At 66.3% G+C, this 16,720-nt stretch carries 16 protein-coding genes; 9 read left to right on the top strand and 7 right to left on the bottom strand.

The window, feature by feature from the left end; all coding sequences use genetic code 11:
• Positions 1 to 61 precede the first annotated feature (61 nt).
• The 9 genes from U1H99_RS13185 to U1H99_RS13225 all read left to right on the top strand — a co-directional run bounded on the left by U1H99_RS13185 (position 62) and on the right by U1H99_RS13225 (position 8,306).
• Entirely contained in the window at positions 62 to 736 is a 675-nt protein-coding gene (locus U1H99_RS13185; protein ID WP_323142199.1) for a DUF484 family protein, read from the top strand.
• A complete protein-coding gene (locus U1H99_RS13190) occupies positions 736 to 1,686 on the top strand; it encodes a tyrosine recombinase XerC (protein ID WP_323142200.1) in 951 nt (316 codons plus the stop codon). Before U1H99_RS13185 ends, U1H99_RS13190 begins: the two co-directional genes overlap by 1 nt.
• Before the next feature lie 128 nt (positions 1,687 to 1,814).
• Positions 1,815 to 2,867 carry a CobW family GTP-binding protein gene (locus tag U1H99_RS13195; RefSeq protein WP_323142201.1) on the top strand — a complete coding sequence of 351 codons (1,053 nt, stop codon included), beginning with the start codon at positions 1,815 to 1,817 and terminating at the stop codon, positions 2,865 to 2,867.
• A 162-nt stretch (positions 2,868 to 3,029) separates the two neighbouring features.
• Positions 3,030 to 3,482, top strand: coding sequence for an RNA polymerase-binding protein DksA (gene dksA / locus U1H99_RS13200; RefSeq protein ID WP_323142202.1), 453 nt, complete (start codon positions 3,030 to 3,032; stop codon positions 3,480 to 3,482).
• 253 nt (positions 3,483 to 3,735) lie between these two features.
• Entirely contained in the window at positions 3,736 to 5,184 is a 1,449-nt protein-coding gene (locus U1H99_RS13205; protein ID WP_323142203.1) for an STAS domain-containing protein, read from the top strand.
• 108 nt (positions 5,185 to 5,292) lie between these two features.
• The gene (gene hslV, locus U1H99_RS13210; RefSeq protein ID WP_141836011.1) at positions 5,293 to 5,829 is read left to right on the top strand and encodes an ATP-dependent protease subunit HslV; all 537 of its coding nucleotides are present in this window, start codon (positions 5,293 to 5,295) and stop codon (positions 5,827 to 5,829) included.
• Positions 5,830 to 5,870: 41 nt separating this feature from the next.
• A complete protein-coding gene (gene hslU, locus U1H99_RS13215) occupies positions 5,871 to 7,205 on the top strand; it encodes an ATP-dependent protease ATPase subunit HslU (protein WP_323142204.1) in 1,335 nt (444 codons plus the stop codon).
• A 31-nt stretch (positions 7,206 to 7,236) separates the two neighbouring features.
• Positions 7,237 to 7,440: a hypothetical protein gene (locus U1H99_RS13220; protein ID WP_323142205.1), complete on the top strand. Its 204-nt coding sequence runs from the start codon at positions 7,237 to 7,239 to the stop codon at positions 7,438 to 7,440.
• A gap of 134 nt (positions 7,441 to 7,574) precedes the next feature.
• Complete coding sequence (locus U1H99_RS13225; RefSeq protein WP_323142206.1) at positions 7,575 to 8,306, top strand: helix-turn-helix domain-containing protein; 732 nt, start codon at positions 7,575 to 7,577, stop codon at positions 8,304 to 8,306.
• Between the two features lie 92 nt (positions 8,307 to 8,398).
• Here U1H99_RS13225 and U1H99_RS13230 read toward each other — a convergent pair whose 3' ends face one another.
• Genes U1H99_RS13230 through gspL form a run of 7 tightly spaced genes read right to left on the bottom strand, consistent with a single transcriptional unit; the run spans position 8,399 to position 16,704 of the window.
• Positions 8,399 to 9,133: a type II secretion system protein N gene (locus tag U1H99_RS13230; protein WP_323142207.1), complete on the bottom strand. Its 735-nt coding sequence runs from the start codon at positions 9,131 to 9,133 to the stop codon at positions 8,399 to 8,401.
• A gap of 11 nt (positions 9,134 to 9,144) precedes the next feature.
• Entirely contained in the window at positions 9,145 to 10,365 is a 1,221-nt protein-coding gene (gspF, locus tag U1H99_RS13235; RefSeq protein ID WP_323142208.1) for a type II secretion system inner membrane protein GspF, read from the bottom strand.
• A gap of 3 nt (positions 10,366 to 10,368) precedes the next feature.
• Positions 10,369 to 11,793 (bottom strand): type II secretion system ATPase GspE, encoded by a 1,425-nt coding sequence (gene gspE, locus U1H99_RS13240; RefSeq protein WP_323142209.1) that lies wholly within the window; start codon positions 11,791 to 11,793, stop codon positions 10,369 to 10,371.
• A 45-nt stretch (positions 11,794 to 11,838) separates the two neighbouring features.
• The gene (gene gspD, locus U1H99_RS13245; protein ID WP_323142210.1) at positions 11,839 to 14,172 is read right to left on the bottom strand and encodes a type II secretion system secretin GspD; all 2,334 of its coding nucleotides are present in this window, start codon (positions 14,170 to 14,172) and stop codon (positions 11,839 to 11,841) included.
• Positions 14,172 to 14,945: a type II secretion system protein N gene (gene gspN / locus U1H99_RS13250; protein ID WP_323142211.1), complete on the bottom strand. Its 774-nt coding sequence runs from the start codon at positions 14,943 to 14,945 to the stop codon at positions 14,172 to 14,174. The genes gspD and gspN overlap by 1 nt, the downstream gene beginning before the upstream one ends.
• Complete coding sequence (locus tag U1H99_RS13255; protein ID WP_323142212.1) at positions 14,942 to 15,460, bottom strand: type II secretion system protein M; 519 nt, start codon at positions 15,458 to 15,460, stop codon at positions 14,942 to 14,944. The genes gspN and U1H99_RS13255 overlap by 4 nt, the downstream gene beginning before the upstream one ends.
• Positions 15,457 to 16,704 (bottom strand): type II secretion system protein GspL, encoded by a 1,248-nt coding sequence (gene gspL / locus U1H99_RS13260; protein ID WP_323142213.1) that lies wholly within the window; start codon positions 16,702 to 16,704, stop codon positions 15,457 to 15,459. Before gspL ends, U1H99_RS13255 begins: the two co-directional genes overlap by 4 nt.
• Between the last annotated feature and the right edge of the window lie 16 nt (positions 16,705 to 16,720).

Raw genomic sequence — 16,720 nt, forward strand, 5'->3', positions numbered from 1 at the left:
CCTGCTTTCCGGGCTTGCGGTCGAGTAAAATGGGCGGTCCAACTCTTTCGTACGACCATTCATGACCGCACCACTGGATTCCGCCGCCGTCGCCCAATACCTGGCCGATCATCCGCAATTCTTTGTCGAGCACGCCGGTTTGCTGGGCGAAGTAAAATTGTCGAGCCCGCTGACAGGTCGCGCAGTGTCGCTGCAGGAACGGCAGATGGAAGTGATGCGTGACAAGTACAAGGCACTGGAACTGCGCATGGCCGACCTGCTGCGCCGCGCCGAGGAAAACATGGCGATCGCCAACCGCTTCCATGGCTGGACCCAGGGCCTGCTGCGCGCGGGCACACCGGCAGCCATGCCGGATGCCGTGGTGAAGGGCCTGATCGAGCATTTCAGCGTGCCGCAAGCCAGCCTGCGCCTGTGGAATCTGGCGCCGGACTACGCCGAGGCACCATTCGCCCGCGGCGCCAGCGACGACGTGCGCCTGTTCGCCAACAGCCTGCGCGCCCCCTATTGCGGCCCGAACAAGGATTTCGAGGCGGTGCGCTGGCTCGACGATGGTGTCGAGGTCGGATCAAACGTGCGCTCGACGGTGCTGCTGACGCTGCGCGCCGGCGGCAACGCCTTTGGTTTGCTGGTGCTCGGTTCGCCGGATCCGGATCGCTTCAACGCCACGATGGCGACCGATTTCCTGGTCCACATCGGCGAAACCGCCAGCGCCGCGCTGGCACCGCTGCGGGCTTGATGGACATCCCGGCCACCGACGACCTGGCCGGCCGCTACCTGGCCGAGCTGGCCACCCAGCGCCAGCTCTCCCCGCACACGATCGCCGCCTACCGGCGCGACCTGGCCGAACTGGCCGCCCTGAGCGGCCATACCGACTGGCCGAAGCTCACCCACTTCGATATCCGGCGCTTTGCCGCCAAGCTGCACGCCGAAGGCCAGGGGCCGGGCTCGATCGCGCGCAAGCTGTCCGGCTGGCGCGGCTTCTTCGACTGGCTGTCGCGCCAGGTCGCGCTGGATGCCAACCCGGTCGACGGCGTACGCGCGCCCCGCCGCGCCAAGCGCCTGCCGAAGGCACTGGCCGTCGACGATGCAGTGCAATTAATGGAAGGCAAACCAGGCGCCGGTCCCGGCTATGCTGCCGAACCCTTCGACCTGTGCAACCGCGCGATGTTCGAACTGCTGTACTCGAGCGGCCTACGGGTGTCGGAACTGGCCGGCCTCGACCTGCACTACGTGGCGCCGCGCGACGGTGCGCCGGCGTCGCTCGGCTGGCTGGAAGCGGACGCCAGCGAAGTGGTCGTCACCGGCAAGGGCGGCAAGATGCGCCGGGTGCCGGTCGGCGCGCCGGCGCGCGCGGCGCTCGCGGCCTGGCTGGCGGTACGGCCGCCGGCACGCGACGCCAGCAACGCCCTGTTCCTGTCCGAGCGCGGCACCCGGGTCAGCCCGCGCGTGGTGCAGTCGCGCCTCAAAGTCCACGCCCAGAAAACGGGGGCGCCGGTCCACGTGCACCCGCACGTGCTGCGCCATTCCTTTGCCTCGCACCTGCTGCAATCCTCGGGCGACCTGCGCGCGGTGCAGGAACTGCTGGGCCATGCCAGCATCACCTCGACCCAGATCTATACGGCGCTCGACTTCCAGCACCTGGCGGCCGTGTATGACCGCACCCATCCGCGCGCCAAGGTCAAATAAGGCCGGCAGGCTGGCTGGCGGGCGGTGCGCTCCGGCTTGCGAGCACGTCGGTGGTGGCATTTCGTAAATTCCGGCATAATCTTCCGATTCTCTGGCGCCCATGGGGCGCCTTCATTAGGTAGCGAGATATGGAACTCATTCCCAGCACCATCCTGACCGGCTTCCTCGGCGCCGGCAAAACCACCCTGCTCAACCGCATCCTGCAGGAAGAGCACGGCATGCGCATCGCCGTCATCGAAAACGAATTTGGCCAGGAAAACATCGACAACGAGATCCTGGTGCAGGATGCGAGCGAACAGATTGTCGAGATGAACAACGGCTGCATCTGCTGCACCGTGCGCGGCGACCTGATCGTGGCGCTGACCAACCTGGCGCGCAAGCGCGACGCCGGCGAAATCCAGTTCGACCGCGTGGTCATCGAGACCACAGGCCTCGCCAATCCCGGCCCCGTGGCCCAGACCTTCTTCGTGGACGAGGAAGTCGGTGCCCACTACCTGCTCGACGCGGTCGTGACCGTGGTCGACGCGCGCCATGCAATGGACCAGTTGGACCGCCAGGAAGAAGCGCAGCGCCAGGTCGGATTTGCCGACAAGATCCTGCTGTCCAAGACCGACCTGGTCGATGCCGCCGCACTGGATGCGCTGAAGGCACGTATTCGCCGCATCAATCCGCGCGCGCCGATCAGCGTGTCGGATTTTGGCCGCGCCCCGATCAGCGAGGTACTCGACCTGCGTGGTTTCAACCTGAACGACAAGCTGGAACTCGATCCGGCTTTCCTGACGGCCGACGAAGCGCACGATCATGATCATCATGAGCACGACCACGATCACGTGCACACCGAGGCATGCGACCACAGCCACGACCACCACCACGGCCACCACGCCGACGACATCGCGGCCTTTGTGTTCAAGAGCGAGCGCGCCTTCGATCCCGAGCGTCTGGATCAATTCCTTGGCAGCATGGTCCAAGTGTTTGGCCCGAATATGCTGCGCTACAAAGGCGTGCTGTCGATGGCTGGCGCGGACCGCAAGGTGGTATTCCAAGGTGTGCATCAAATCATGGGCAGCGACCTCGGTGCAAAGTGGGCGGATGACGAGGCCCGTGGCAGCAAGATGGTGTTTATTGGTAAAAATTTACCAAAAGATGTGTTTATCCGCGGACTGGAACAGTGTTTGGTATAAACTACTGCGGTTCTGTATTTGCACATTCGGCAGGCGTGGCTTGCAACCGGTCCCGGTTGACTGGCCCGCCATCACGGCAGCCGGCCGGCGCGCACCGTAACTGGTAACCGCTGAGCTAGCTGATAAAATGGAAACTCTGTCGTATCAAAGGTAAGTGAAGTCATGACTAAAACAACGAAACCGAATACCGTGGCGCAGCCCGACGAACGCCTCTTGACGGACGAAGAGATTCGGGCGATGAGCGACGAGGATTACATGAACCCGGCACAGCTGGCGTTCTTCAAGAACCGCCTGCAGGAGCTCGAAAAAGAGCTGCTGAAAAATGCCGGCGAGACTACGGAACACCTGCGCGAAACCGTGCTCGTACCCGATCCGGCCGACCGTGCCACGATCGAGGAAGAGCACGCGCTCGAACTGCGCACCCGCGACCGCGAACGCAAGCTGCTCAAGAAAGTCCAGCAGTCGCTGGCTTCGATCGAGTCCGGCGAATACGGCTGGTGCGAGGAAACCGGCGAGCCGATCGGCATCCCGCGCCTGATCGCGCGTCCGACCGCGACCCTGTCGCTGGAAGCCCAGCAGCGCCGCGAGCTGAAGCAGAAGCTGTACGGCGACTGATCGTTCGCCCTGCCTTGCCGCTCCCCGCGCCGCGCGCGGGTCGCGCTGAACGCACCCATGAAAAAGCATGCGCCTGCCGCATGCTTTTTTCATTTACGGCCTGCGCACGGGTGCACATGTTCACGTAAAAAAGTTTCCCATCGGATACACTAACGCTGGCCTGCCGGATGCTTGACGCAACTCAGGTGTGCGCACCACCCCTGGCGCGCCGCCGTGCTACTGTCTCGACCGGCGAAGACAGCAAAGGAACGATGTGGGACTGTTCTCCTTTCTCAAGAAAAAGAGCGATGCGCCGCCAGCGCCGGCGGAGGCACGCCCGCGTCCCGCTGCGGCCAGTCCCAGCACGCGCATGCCCCTCGATACCGAGGCCGAACGCGAGCGCCAGCGCGAGATCGCGCGTGCCACCGCGGCCAAGATCGACGAGATCGAGCTCGAGATGGCGTCCGACATTTTCGACGACGACGCCTGGAGCAGCCCGCGTCGGGCTCCGGCAGCGGTGGCGGCACTGGCTGCCGGCGCCGGCGGCGCAGGGGTACCGGGTGCCACCGGCACCGGGGCCGCCGGCGCGGCGCCGGTCACGCTCCTGGATGGCGGCCTGGATACCGATGGCCTGTCCGGACTCGACAGCGCCCTGGGCGCGGCCGCCGCACCCTCCAGCGCGCCGGCGGTCGAGGAAGCGGCGATCCTGTATGCCAACGGCCAGTCCGACGCAGCCGAACAGTCGCTGCGCGCCAGCCTGAGCAGCAATAGCAATGACCGCATGCCGTGGTGGATGCTGTTCGATCTGTACCAGGCCGGCGCGCGCGAAGAAGCCTTCGACAGCATCGCGATCGATTACGCCAGCCACTTCGAGACCTCGCCGCCGGCCTACCGCGCACCGGCCGGCACTGTCCCGGGGGCCGGCGGCGGCGCGGGCAGTCCGGCGTTTTCCGGCGTTACCCCGACCGCCAGCCTGAGCGGCTGCCTCGACGCCGGTGCCGGTGCCCGGCTGGCGCGGCTACAGGCGCCGGCAGCAGGCGCACTTGGATCGGCGTCCAGTGCAGCTTCCGCGCCGCCGGTGCGGATCGAATTCAGCGCGGTCACCGGCGCCACGCCGGAGGGCTGTGCGGTGCTCCTCGATACGTTGCAAGCCTTGCGCCGCGCCGGGCGCGAACTGGTGCTGGCCGGGGCCGACCACCTGGTCGGTGTGCTGCGTCCGATGCTGGCGATCGGCGAAGGCACGGCCAGCCAGGCGCCCTGGCTGCTGCTGCTCGAACTGCTGCTCCTGATGAACCGCGAAAAGGATTTCGAAGAGACGGCGATGGATTATTGCGTCACCTTCGAGGTGTCCCCACCCTCGTTCGAGGCGCCGGCGCGGACCGCGCTCAGCATCAGCACCGACGACAGTGCCGGCAGCAGCGCCGGCATCGAGGGCGACCGCTTCCTGCTGCCCGCCGTCATCGAAGGCGGCAGTCCGTCCCTGCTGGCCGCCATCGATGCCTATGCCCAGGACCGCCCCCTGCTGGTACTGGACTGTTCTCACCTGGCGCGCATCGACTACGGTGCCGCCGCCCTGCTGGTGACGCGGCTGCGTGCGCTTGCCGAAAACGGCGATGACAGCCCACGCCGGATCGAACTGCGCGACCTGAATCACCTCGTCGCCGCCCTGCTGCGCCTGCTCGGGGCCGGCGAGCCGATCCGCCTGTACACGCACCGCTATTGAAGCGCGCCAGGGCCGCCATGCGCGTCCGCTGCCCTGCATTTCATGTTTCTTCTTGTAATTCCACATCGCATCCCCAATTGCGGTGAGCAGATTAATCACGAGGCAAATATGGAACAATTTCACGGCACGACGATCGTCAGCGTAAGGCGCGGCAACCAGGTTGCACTGGGTGGCGATGGACAAGTTACCTTGGGCAACGTCGTCATGAAGGGCTCGGCACGCAAGGTGCGTAAGCTCTACCAGAACAAGGTGCTGTGCGGCTTTGCCGGCGGCACGGCCGACGCGTTTACCCTGCTCGACCGCTTCGAAGCGAAACTGGAAAAACACCAGGGCAACCTGCTGCGCGCCTCGGTCGAACTGGCCAAGGACTGGCGCACCGACCGCGTGCTGCGCCGTCTGGAAGCGATGCTGCTGGTGGCCGACCGCGAGAAAACACTGATCATCACCGGCAACGGCGACGTGCTCGAACCCGAAGACGGCATCGGCGCGATCGGCTCCGGCGGCATCTACGCCCAGTCAGCCGCCAAGGCGCTGCAAGAAAACACGGATTTCGCCCCGGCGGACGTGGTCAAGAAAGCGCTGACCATCGCCGGCGAGCTGTGCATCTATACGAACATGTCGCACATCATCGAAACGCTCGACTGAGCGCGCGAGCAAAAGGCAAGCAAATGCAAATTAGCAAGATCATGAATATGACCCCCGCCGAAATCGTCTCGGAACTCGACAAGCACGTGGTAGGCCAGGGCAAGGCCAAGCGCGCGGTCTCGATCGCGCTGCGTAACCGCTGGCGCCGCCAGCAGGTCGACGAACCGCTGCGTCACGAAATCACCCCGAAGAACATCCTGATGATCGGCCCGACCGGCGTCGGCAAGACCGAGATCGCGCGCCGCCTGGCGAAGCTGGCCGATGCGCCCTTCATCAAGGTCGAAGCGACCAAGTTCACCGAAGTCGGCTATGTCGGCCGAGACGTCGACACCATCATCCGTGACCTGATCGACATCGGCGTCAAGCAGACCCGCGCCACCGAAATGAAGAAAATGCGCCAGCGTGCCGAAGACGCGGCCGAAGACCGCATCATCGACATCCTGGTGCCGCCGGCGCGCGATTTCGGCTTCAACGTCAGCGCCGCCGAAAGCAAGGAAGGCGATACCACCCGGCAGACCTTCCGCAAGCGCCTGCGCGAAGGCGCGCTCGACGACAAGGAAGTCGAAATCGACGTCGCCGAGGCAGCGCCGCAGATGGAAATCATGGCGCCGCCGGGCATGGAAGAAATGACGGAACAGATCAAGTCGATGTTCGCCGGCGCCGGTGGCAGCCGCAAGAAGGCGCGCAAGATGAAGGTCAAGGAAGCGATGAAGATCCTGATCGACGAGGAAGCCGCCAAGCTCGTCAACGAAGACGAGATGAAGCAGAAGGCGATCGCCAACGTCGAGCAGAACGGCATCGTGTTCCTGGACGAGGTCGACAAGATCGCCACCCGTTCGGAACATGGCGGTCCCGACGTCTCGCGTGCCGGCGTGCAGCGCGACCTGCTGCCGCTGGTCGAAGGCACCACGGTAAACACCAAGTACGGCATGATCAAGACCGATCACATCCTGTTCATCGCCTCGGGCGCGTTCCACCTGTCGAAGCCGTCGGACCTGATCCCGGAACTGCAGGGCCGCTTCCCGATCCGCGTCGAACTGGAAGCGCTGTCGGTCGACGACTTCAAGAGCATCCTGACCTCGACCGACGCCAGCCTGACCAAGCAATATGAGGCCTTGCTGGCGACCGAAGGCGTCAAGCTCGAGTTCGCCGACGACGGCATCCATCGCCTGGCCGAGATCGCCTATTCGGTGAACGAGCGTACCGAGAACATCGGCGCGCGCCGCCTGTACACGGTAATGGAAAAGCTGCTGGAAGAGATCTCGTACTCGGCCACCGACAAGTCGGGTGAGACCCTGGTCATCGACAGCGCCTACGTGAACGAGCGGCTGGATGCGCTGGCGGTCAACGAAGACCTGTCGCGCTACGTATTGTAATTAGCAAGGTATCGAAGGAAAGGAAGCGGCAATGGCGAATAAAGCACTGGCAACCCGGCAAAAGATGCGTCTGCGCGCCACGCCGGCGCCGCTTCCCGCCCTGAAACCGCGCAACCCGTTCGCGGGTTTCGCCAAGGCGCGTGCGGCCGGGCCGCACGCCAAGCCCGAGGCCAGCGAGCGGCTGGCCGCCAAGCGGGCGCTGAAGAAGACCAAGCTGGAACCCGAGGACGAATAAGCGCCCGCATCACATTGTTTGCGACGCCACTAGACGTGCATATAGGCAATGTTTTTCGCCTTGAACTGACTTCCCATCTTCTGTACATTCGATGACTTGGAGTAATCCCACCAAGTCATGAATGCACAAATCCCATGAGCTCCCCCGACATGCTGCTGGATGTGCTGCGCGCCGAACTGCGTGCCGCGGGCATCACCTATAAAACCCTAGCCGAGCGTATCGCGATGAGCGAGTCCAGCATCAAACGCATGTTCGGCCAGAAGGACATGACGCTGTCGCGCCTGGCACAGATCTGCCAGGCGGCCGGCATCGCCATGGAAGACGTGCTGCGCCGTGCAGCCGACGCCCGGCCCCAGGCCGACACGCTGACGCTGGTGCAGGAAAATGCGCTGGTCGCCAATCCACGCCTGCTGCTGGTGGCAATTTGCTGCCTCGGGCACTGGAGCCTGGAGCAAGTTGTCGAAACCTACCGTTTGACGCAAGCCGAATGCATCGGCTTGCTGGTGGAACTCGACCGTCTCGGCGTGATCGAACTGAAACCGCTGAACCGCTACAGCCTACGCGTCTCGAATGCCTTCCGCTGGTTGCCGGATGGTCCGGTGCAACGCTTTTTCCGCGACAACGTCGTCGGCGATTATTTCAACGGCCGCTTCGACGGTCCCGGCGAAACGCTGATGTGCCTGCCGGCGCGGCTGTCGCTGGCGAGCGCGGGCGAACTGGCCGAACGCATCCACCAACTGGCCGGCGAACTGGCGCGCATGCACCGCAACGACCGCCGGCTCCCGCCGCAGGAGCGCGATGGCTTTACTTTGCTGGTGGGATTCAGGTCGTGGGAATTTGCGGCGTTCACGGCCTTGCGGCGCTGAGGCTAGGCGCAGCGGCGAAGACAGTGTGGCCGGCATCCCGGCTTTAGCACGGCGAGGCGCTGCAACAACGCCCTGGCCGCTTTTGACCGAGCTTATTGGGTGGCGGTGGGAACTTGGCCCGGGCTTGCCATCCCGCGCGTCGGCGGCGCCATCTGCACCGGCGCCGACAGTGCGTTGTTCTGGGCCGGGGCCTGGCCAGACGGCCCGATCTGGCCGCTGCCCGGCATCTGCGAGGACACGGCGCCCGGCGACATCGGCGGCTCGGGCTGCGGGTTGTCGGCCGGAGCTGCGCCCGGTGGAATCGCTGAGCCGAGTGCCGGTCCGGCATCGCCGCCGGCCGGGGTTTGTGGTCCCTGCGGCGCCATCATCCCATTGTTGACGCCCTGGTTGGCGCCCCCTGCAGCACCAGCGGCGCCGATCGGCGCTACCGACTTGGTATCGGCCGGTAAATCGATACGTTTCATCACGCCGCCATCGGACAGCATCACATAGCGCGGATAGACTTCGGCCAGCTTGATGCCGGACGACAATTCCCTACCCACCCGCAAGGCTTTCGGCGGCGCGCCGTCGGCGACGATGATCGCCACGCTGTCGCGCCCGGCGTACACGATGCCGGTCAATTGGTAATTGGTGGCGGTGGCCACCGCCACCTGCCCGCCGAACAGGCCGGCAGCGGCAGTGATGTCCGGATTCGGCGGGGCACTGTGCGGCACCGCTGCCAGCGGACGCTGCGGCGGCTGGTAGAGCTGCAGGATCCAGTAGGCGAGCGAAGCCGCCAGCAGGATCAGGCCGGCCAGGCTCAGAATTAAGGGCAAGCGCTTGTTCATCTATTTCCTTGTCACCGCACCAACTGGTTGATTTCAATAATCGGCATCAGCACCGCCAGCACGATCAGCAGCACGACCAGGCCCATGGCCAGGATCAGCACCGGTTCGAGCAGGCCGGCGATGGTCAGCGTGCGCCGCTCGAGGTCGGCCTGCTGCGAATTGGAGGCGCGCTCGAGCATGGCCGGCAGTTCGCCGGTGATCTCGCCGGCGCGGATCATGTGCACCAGCATCGGCGGGAACAGCTTTTGCGCCGACAGCGCGCGCGCCAGGCTGACGCCTTCGCGCACGCTGGCGGTCGCCGATTCCACCAGTTCCTTCATGGCCACGTTCGACAGCGTGTCGCGGCTGGTTTCCAGGGCGCGCAGGATCGGCACCCCGGAGCCGGTGGTGATGGCGAGCGTGCTGGCGAAGCGTGTCGTGTTCAGGCTGCGCTCGAACTTGCCGTACACCGGTGCCGTCAGCAGCCAGGTGTGCCAGCGCCGCTTGAGCACCGGATTTTGCAAGGCCCGGCGCCAGCTGAACCAGGCCGCGATGACGATCAATGCGACGTAGATGCCATAGGCGCGCGTAAAGTTCGATACGCCCAGCATGATCACGGTCAGCACCGGCAGCTTTTGCTTGGTGTTGGCGAACACCGAAACGATCTGCGGCACCACATAGGTCAGCAGGAAGATGACGATGGCGAACGCGACCACGGTGACGATGGCCGGATAGGTGAATGCCAGCCGCACCCGCTGCACCAGCGCATTGCGGCGTTCGATGTAGTCGGCCAGGCGCGAGAGCACACGCGACAGCTGGCCGATCTGCTCGCCCGACGACACCAGCGCGCGGTAGATCTCGGCGAAATCACGCGGATGGCGTGCCAGCGCACTGGAAAACGAGGCGCCGCCCATGACTTCGGAACGGATCGAGGCGATCAGGTCGCGCACATAGGGACGCTCGGCCTGTTCCAGCAATGCCGTGAACGCCTGCTCGAGCGGCAGGCCGGCTTCCAGCAGGCTGGCCAGCTGGCGCGTGAACAGGGCCAGCTCGACCTGGGACAGGCGCTCGCCGAAGCCGCGCGCCTTGGCCACCCCGCTCTCGTCGAGCTGGGCGCTGATGGCTTCGACCGTGAGCGGCGTCAGGCCCTGCAGGCGCAGGTCGGCGCGCGCGGCGCGCGGACTGTCGGCGTTGAGGACGCCCTTGCGGGTAATGCCGCCGGTGTCGACGGCTTCGTAGCGGAAGGCCGGCATGCGTCAGTCCGCCTTCGTCACGCGCAGCAGTTCGGCTTCGGTGGTGATGCCTTCGCGCACCCAGCGTTCTCCGTCTTCGCGCATCGTCTGCATGCCGGATGCGATCGCGGCGTCGCGGATCTCGGCTTCCGACACCTGGTTGTGGATCTGCGCACGAATTTTCTCGTTGGTTTCGAGCAGTTCGTAGACGCCGACCCGGCCCTGGTAGCCGGTGTGGCCGCAGCGGTCGCAGCCGACCGCATGCCAGGTGCCGCCTTCCTGTTTCTTGCAGTACGGGCACAGCTTGCGCACCAGTCGCTGCGCCATCACGCCCAGCAGGGACGACGACAGCAGGAAAGGCTCGATGCCCATGTCGAGCAGGCGGGTCACCGCCGACGGCGCGTCGTTGGTGTGCAGGGTTGCCAGCACCAGGTGGCCGGTGAGCGAGGCCTGCACCGCGATCTGCGCCGTTTCCAGGTCGCGGATCTCGCCGATCATGATCACGTCCGGGTCCTGGCGCAGGATCGCGCGCAGGGCCTTGCCGAAGGTCATGTCGATGCGGGCGTTGACCTGGGTCTGGCCGATGCCGGTGAGGTCGTATTCGATCGGGTCTTCCACCGTCATGATGTTGGTGGTCGAGGCGTTCAGGCGCGACAGCGCGGCGTACAGGGTGGTCGTCTTGCCGGAGCCGGTCGGGCCGGTCACCAGCACGATGCCGTGCGGCTGATTGATGAGCTTGTCGAACTTCGGCAGCATCTGCTCGCTCATGCCGAGGTGGCTCAAATCGAGGCGGCCGGCTTCCTTGTCGAGCAGACGCAGCACGGCGCGCTCGCCGTGGCCGGTCGGCAAGGTCGAGACGCGCACGTCGACCGGCTTGCCGCCGATGCGCAGCGTGATGCGGCCATCCTGCGGCAGGCGTTTTTCGGCAATGTCCAACGCCGACATGATCTTGATACGCGAGATCAGCGACGCGTGGATCGCTTTACGGGGACGCACGATGTCGCGCAGCGCGCCGTCGATGCGGAAGCGCACCACCGAGGTTTGCTCGAACGGTTCGATGTGGATATCGGAGGCGCCCTCGCGCAGCGACTGCGTCAGCAGCGCATTGATCATGCGGATGACGGGGGCGTCGTCGGACGATTCGAGCAAGTCTTCGATCGCCGGGACGTCCTGCAGCAGCTTGGTGAGATCGAGGTCGGCATCGAACTCGTCGGCCACCTGGGAGGCGTCGCCGCCTCCGGACTGGTAGGCGGACGCGATCTCGGCCTCGAGGTCGGCGCGTTCCATGCGGCGCAGCGCGATGCGGCCGAAGCGGCGCGAGACTTCCGCGATCGCCGCCGGCTTGGTTGCATTCGACACCAGCACTTCGACGGCTTGCGCCGGGTCGCCGTTGGAACGCGCCAGCACGCCATAGTCACGTGCGAATGCGTAAGGCAACAGGTTGTTCATGGTTCCTCGATTCTGCTTGGTTCTGCTGGTTCGGCTGGATTGCGCTTAGTTTTGCTGGGCCGGACGGTAATCCGACGGCGACGGCTGCGCCGGCCGATAGTCCGGCTGGCCGGGCTGCACCGGCCGCACCGGCTGGCCCGCGCTGGTACCCGTGCCGGTACCGGTGGCCTGGCCCGGACGCGGAGCGACCGGTGCCGGCGGCGGCATCGTCGCCATCGTGCCGTTGCCGACCGGCGGCTGGCCATTGGTCAGCGGCGGCAGCACCGGCGTGCCGAGATCGCGCAGCATGATGTTGCCGTCGTTGTTCTGCTGGAGCTCGGCGCCGGCGGCGCGCATGTAGTCGTAGCGGTCCATCGAAATGCTGCTGTTCTGTTCCTTGCTGCGCACCACGACCGGACGCAGGAACACCATCAGGTTGCGCTTGGTACGGTTGCGGGTGCGGTACTTGAACAGGTTGCCCACCACCGGGAGGCTGGACAAGCCTGGTACCCGCTCTTCGTTGCTGCTCTGGTCGTCCGAGATCAGGCCGCCCAGCACCACGATCTGGCCATCGTCGGCGATGATGTTGTTTTCGATCGCGCGCACCGTGGTCACGATGCCCGAGGTCGAGGCGACCGAATTGTCGATGCCCGAGTTCTCGTGGTAGATCGCCATCTTGATCGTACCCCCTTCGGAAATTTGCGGGCGCACTTTCAGGAGCAGGCCGATGTCCTTGCGGTCGATCGTCTGGAACGGGTTGCTGGAACCGCTGGCCGTGGTCGTGAACGAACCGGTCAGGATCGGAATGTTCTGGCCGACCTTGATCGTCGCCAGTTCATTGTCCAGCGTGATGATGTTCGGGGTCGACAGGATGTTGGTGTCGCCGTCGGTTTCCAGCACGTGGGCGATCGCGCCCAGGCCGAGTGCGCCGTTGATCTGGCGGAACACGCCGACCGACAGCCCGCCCAGGGTCGGTATCGAGCTGCCGGTCGTACCGCTGAGACCGCTTCGGGCGGCCACCGCCAGGTTGACGATGTTGTTGCTGCCGTTGGTATTAAAGGATTGCAGCGCGCCGACGCGGTATTTGCTGGCGTCGTTGCCGGACAGGCCCAGCCATTGCACGCCCAGCTCCGATACCTTGGCGGCATTGACTTCGACCACCAGCGCTTCGATGTAGACCTGGGCGCGGCGCACGTCGAGCTGGTCGATGACGGCGCGCAGGTTGCGGTACAGCGCGTCCGGCGCGGTGATGATCAGGCTGTTGGTCGAGGCGTCGGCCTGGATGAAGCCCGAGCCCTGGCCGCCGCCGGCGCCGCCGGCCGTGGCCTGGCTCTGCTGGGCGAAGGTGCCACCGGTGCCGCCGGCACCGATGCTGCTCTGCTGCTGGTTGCCGCCGAGGCCGCCGCCCAGGCCGCCAGCGCCGGCACCGCCGGCGCCCGCGGTGCCGGACTGGATCGAGCCGCCCGCGGTACCCTGCTGCTGCACCGGCACCGCCGACGAATCCTGCGACACCACCGCGCGCAGGGTCTGGGCGACCTTGCTGGCGTCGGCATTCTTGAGGTACACCACGTGGATGTTGCCGAGTTCGGCCGTCGGCTGGTCGAGCTTGGCGATCAGGCTCTTGGCCATGTTGGCGCGTCCGGCCGAGGGGGCGCGCACGACCACCGAATTGGTGCGGGCGTCGGCCAGCACGGTGACGCGGCCGGAGTCGCCGCCGGCACTCGGTTCCAGCAGGCGCGTGACCAGGGTGGCCACGTCGCTGGCGATGCCGTTGCGGATCGGGATCACGTCGAGGTCGGCGGTGGTCGGGCCGTCCAGGGCGGCGATGATCTTCGACAGGCGGCGCAGGTTGTCGGCGTAATCGGTGATCACCAGGCTGTTGTTGCCCGGATCGGCCATGATCGAGTTGTTCGGCGAGATCAGCGGCCGCAGCACCGCGGTGAGGTTGGCGGCCGACTCGTGCTGCAGGCGATAGACCTGGGTCGCGATCTGGTCGCCGCGCGCGCGCGCGCCGCCGACGCCGACCTGGGTCGGCGAGGATTGCAGCTTGGCTTCGGCTTCCGGCACCACCTTGGCGAAGCCGTCGCCGGTAACCACCGCGTAACCCTGCAGGCGCAGCTGCGAAGTCAGCAGCGCGAAGGCCTGCGCCTTGGTGAGCGAGCGTTCCGACACCAGGCTCATCGTGCCCTTGACGCGCGGGTCGACGATGAAGGTCATGCCGGTGTAATGGCCGACCGCCTTGATCACCGATTCCATGTCGGCATTCACGAAGTTGAGCGCCGCGCCGCTGCCGTCCTGGGCCAGGGCGGTCACCGGCGAGATGGCCGAGAGGATGGCGCAGCACAACATGGCGCCCGCTGCGATACGGCGCAAGGCCGGGACTTGCGGATTATTTTTCATTATCTAAACTCGAGTGCGATTATGTTCTTGCCGTTCACCATTCGGCGCTGGCCCAGCAGGTTGAGCAGGTTGCCCAGCGTGTCTTCATATCCTTCGGCCGCTTGCGCCTGTCCCGAAAAGCGCAGGCGGCCATTTTCCAGTGCACCACTACCAGACAACAAAAGAGCGCCGCGGACTGTGCGCAGGGTCAAGTCGGCCTGTTGGCCGCGCCAGTCCATTGCCATTTCGTAGCTGCCCAGCGGTTTGATCGGGCTGATGCGCGATCCCATGTCGCTCATGGCCAGCACCGTGCGTCCGCTCACCGCCACCGCCTGCCCCTGGCGCGCGATATCCAGCAGGTTCCAGGACAGCTTGATGGTGCCCGACGGCGCCAGCGTGTTCAGCGGCGCACCGAGACCGGACAAACCTTCGGCCGGCAGCAGCAGTTCGCCGGCGCTGACCTGCCACTGCGACCAGCTGCCGCTGATGCGCACCGGCTGCGCCAGCGCCTCGCTGTTGGCGAGGTCCATGCTGACCTGGCCGAACAGCACCAGCGGCGACAGGCGCCAGCTGAAGCGGCCCGGCAGCAGCGGCGTGACCGCCCCGCCCTCGCCCGGCGCGCCACCCACGAAGGCTGAGCCGCGCCACAGCGTACCCTGCGCATCCCCCAGAGTCAAACGGCCGCCGGTCTGGCGCTCGACCATCGGTCCCAGCCACGTGGCCGGCAGGAACGCCAGGATCGTGACGGCCACCGCCAGCGCGGCCAGCACACCCCACAGTACGGCCCGCTTCATTGGGCCGCGCCGGTGTTCTGCCGCAGCGTCAGGCTGGCATCGACCTGGCCGGCCGTGGGTAACGCGGTGACGGTGGCGTCCTGCACCAGCACCCGGTTGGCACGGCGCTGCTCGTCGAGCCAGTTGGCGAGGCCGGCGAACGGTACGTTATTCAACTGCAGCTTGATGTATTCGCCGGTCATCGCCAGCGATTGCGGCTTCAGGCCGCGGCTGTTCAGGCTGGTGTCGACGGCTTCGCGCGTGATCGGCGGGATCTGGGTCGCGGGCGCGCGCGCCAGCGCGCCGGCTTCCTGGGCCATGGCCTGCAGTTCGGCCGCCTGCTGGCGCAGCTGCGGCAGCTGGCGGCGCAGCATGGCACGGCCTTCGACCGCGGGATCGACCAGCAGCAGGTACAGGATGGCCAGCAGCACGACGGCGCCGCCCACGGCCAGGAAGCGGCGCTCCTGCTCGGTGCGCGCGAGCCAGAGCGCGTTGGCGCGCTCGCGATACTGGGCGATGGTGGTGGCAATGCTCATTGCGTGGCTCCTGTACTGCCTGCGGTATTTCCGGTGCCGGTACTGCGTTCGCCGCTGCGGATGACCCAGGTGCCCGGCGTGGTGGTGTCGAGGGTCAGCGCGCGCGCGGCCAGGGCCGTGCGTAGCTGCCCGATCAAGCCGGGGTCGGCCGTTCCTGGTTTGACTTTGACCGACAGCACGCGTTCGCGGTATTCGATTGATGCAATGCCGGGTTCGCGTCCGATGGCACGTGCAGCTTCGCCGAACGCCGCCGCCAGGTAAGTGAATTCGTCGGGCGACAGCTCGCCGGTGCCGGCGCGCGCACGCGCCATGTTCTGGCGCATCTGGATCACCGGATCGACCACCGGGTCGCGCGGGTACACCTGGCGGAAGGTCTGGGTCATCGACTGCTGCACGGTGGCGGCTTCGCGCTTCAGGCGCAGCCAGTCGAGATTCAGGCCGATGATGTTGATCGCCAGCGCCAGCAGGATCAGGCGCAGCGGCCAGCGCCAGCGGCGCCAGTCGCGCACCGGGGTGCCGGCCGCGCCCAGGCCGCTGACCAGGTCGAGCGCGGTGCTGCGCGAGGCGGCGATCCAGTGCGCCCAGTCGTCGGTCTCGAGCGTGATGCCGGGTCCGGCTTCCTGGGCCAGCACCTGGTATTCGCCGAACAGGGCGCGCGGCACGTACAGCACCAGCGGAGCATCGCCGCTGAAGGCGCGCGCGGTCTGCAGCACAACGGCCGGGACCGCTTCAAGGGCCAGGCCGAAGCCCTGGAACAGGCCTTGCCTCAGGGTCAGCTCGGCGCCATCGACGGCGGCCGACACGCTGCCCGGCTGCAGCGGCAGGCACAGCTGGGCGGGGATGGCGGCGACCGCGCGCGCGCCCTGGGCCAACAGGGCGCGCACGATGGCTTCCAGCCAGTCGCGGTCGGCCACGGCGATCGGACGGGTGCCGTCGGGCTGCTCGGGTGCGGCCACCAGCACCGAATCCTCGGGGTCGCCCAGGATGTGTTCCTCGACCAGGGCCGGCAGCGCCGCCTTCAGGCGTGCGCCCGTCAGCGGCGGCGCCTGCACCGACAGCAGGGAGACGTCGGCGCCGGCCAGCAGCAGCACGACCCGGCGCGCGGTGCCGACCAGGTCGCCCAGGTTGCGCAGCGGGCCTTCGCCCTGCTGCTCGATGACACCGCCGTCGTTGACGAGGGCGAAGCGGCTCAGCGCATGTTCGCCTTCGGCGCGGGCCGGGTGCCGGATATAGAGTGTAGTCAAACCGTCTCGCTTTCTT

It is taken from the genome of Massilia phyllosphaerae (genome assembly GCF_034659755.1).
Classification (GTDB): Bacteria; Pseudomonadota; Gammaproteobacteria; order Burkholderiales; family Burkholderiaceae_D; genus Telluria; species Telluria phyllosphaerae.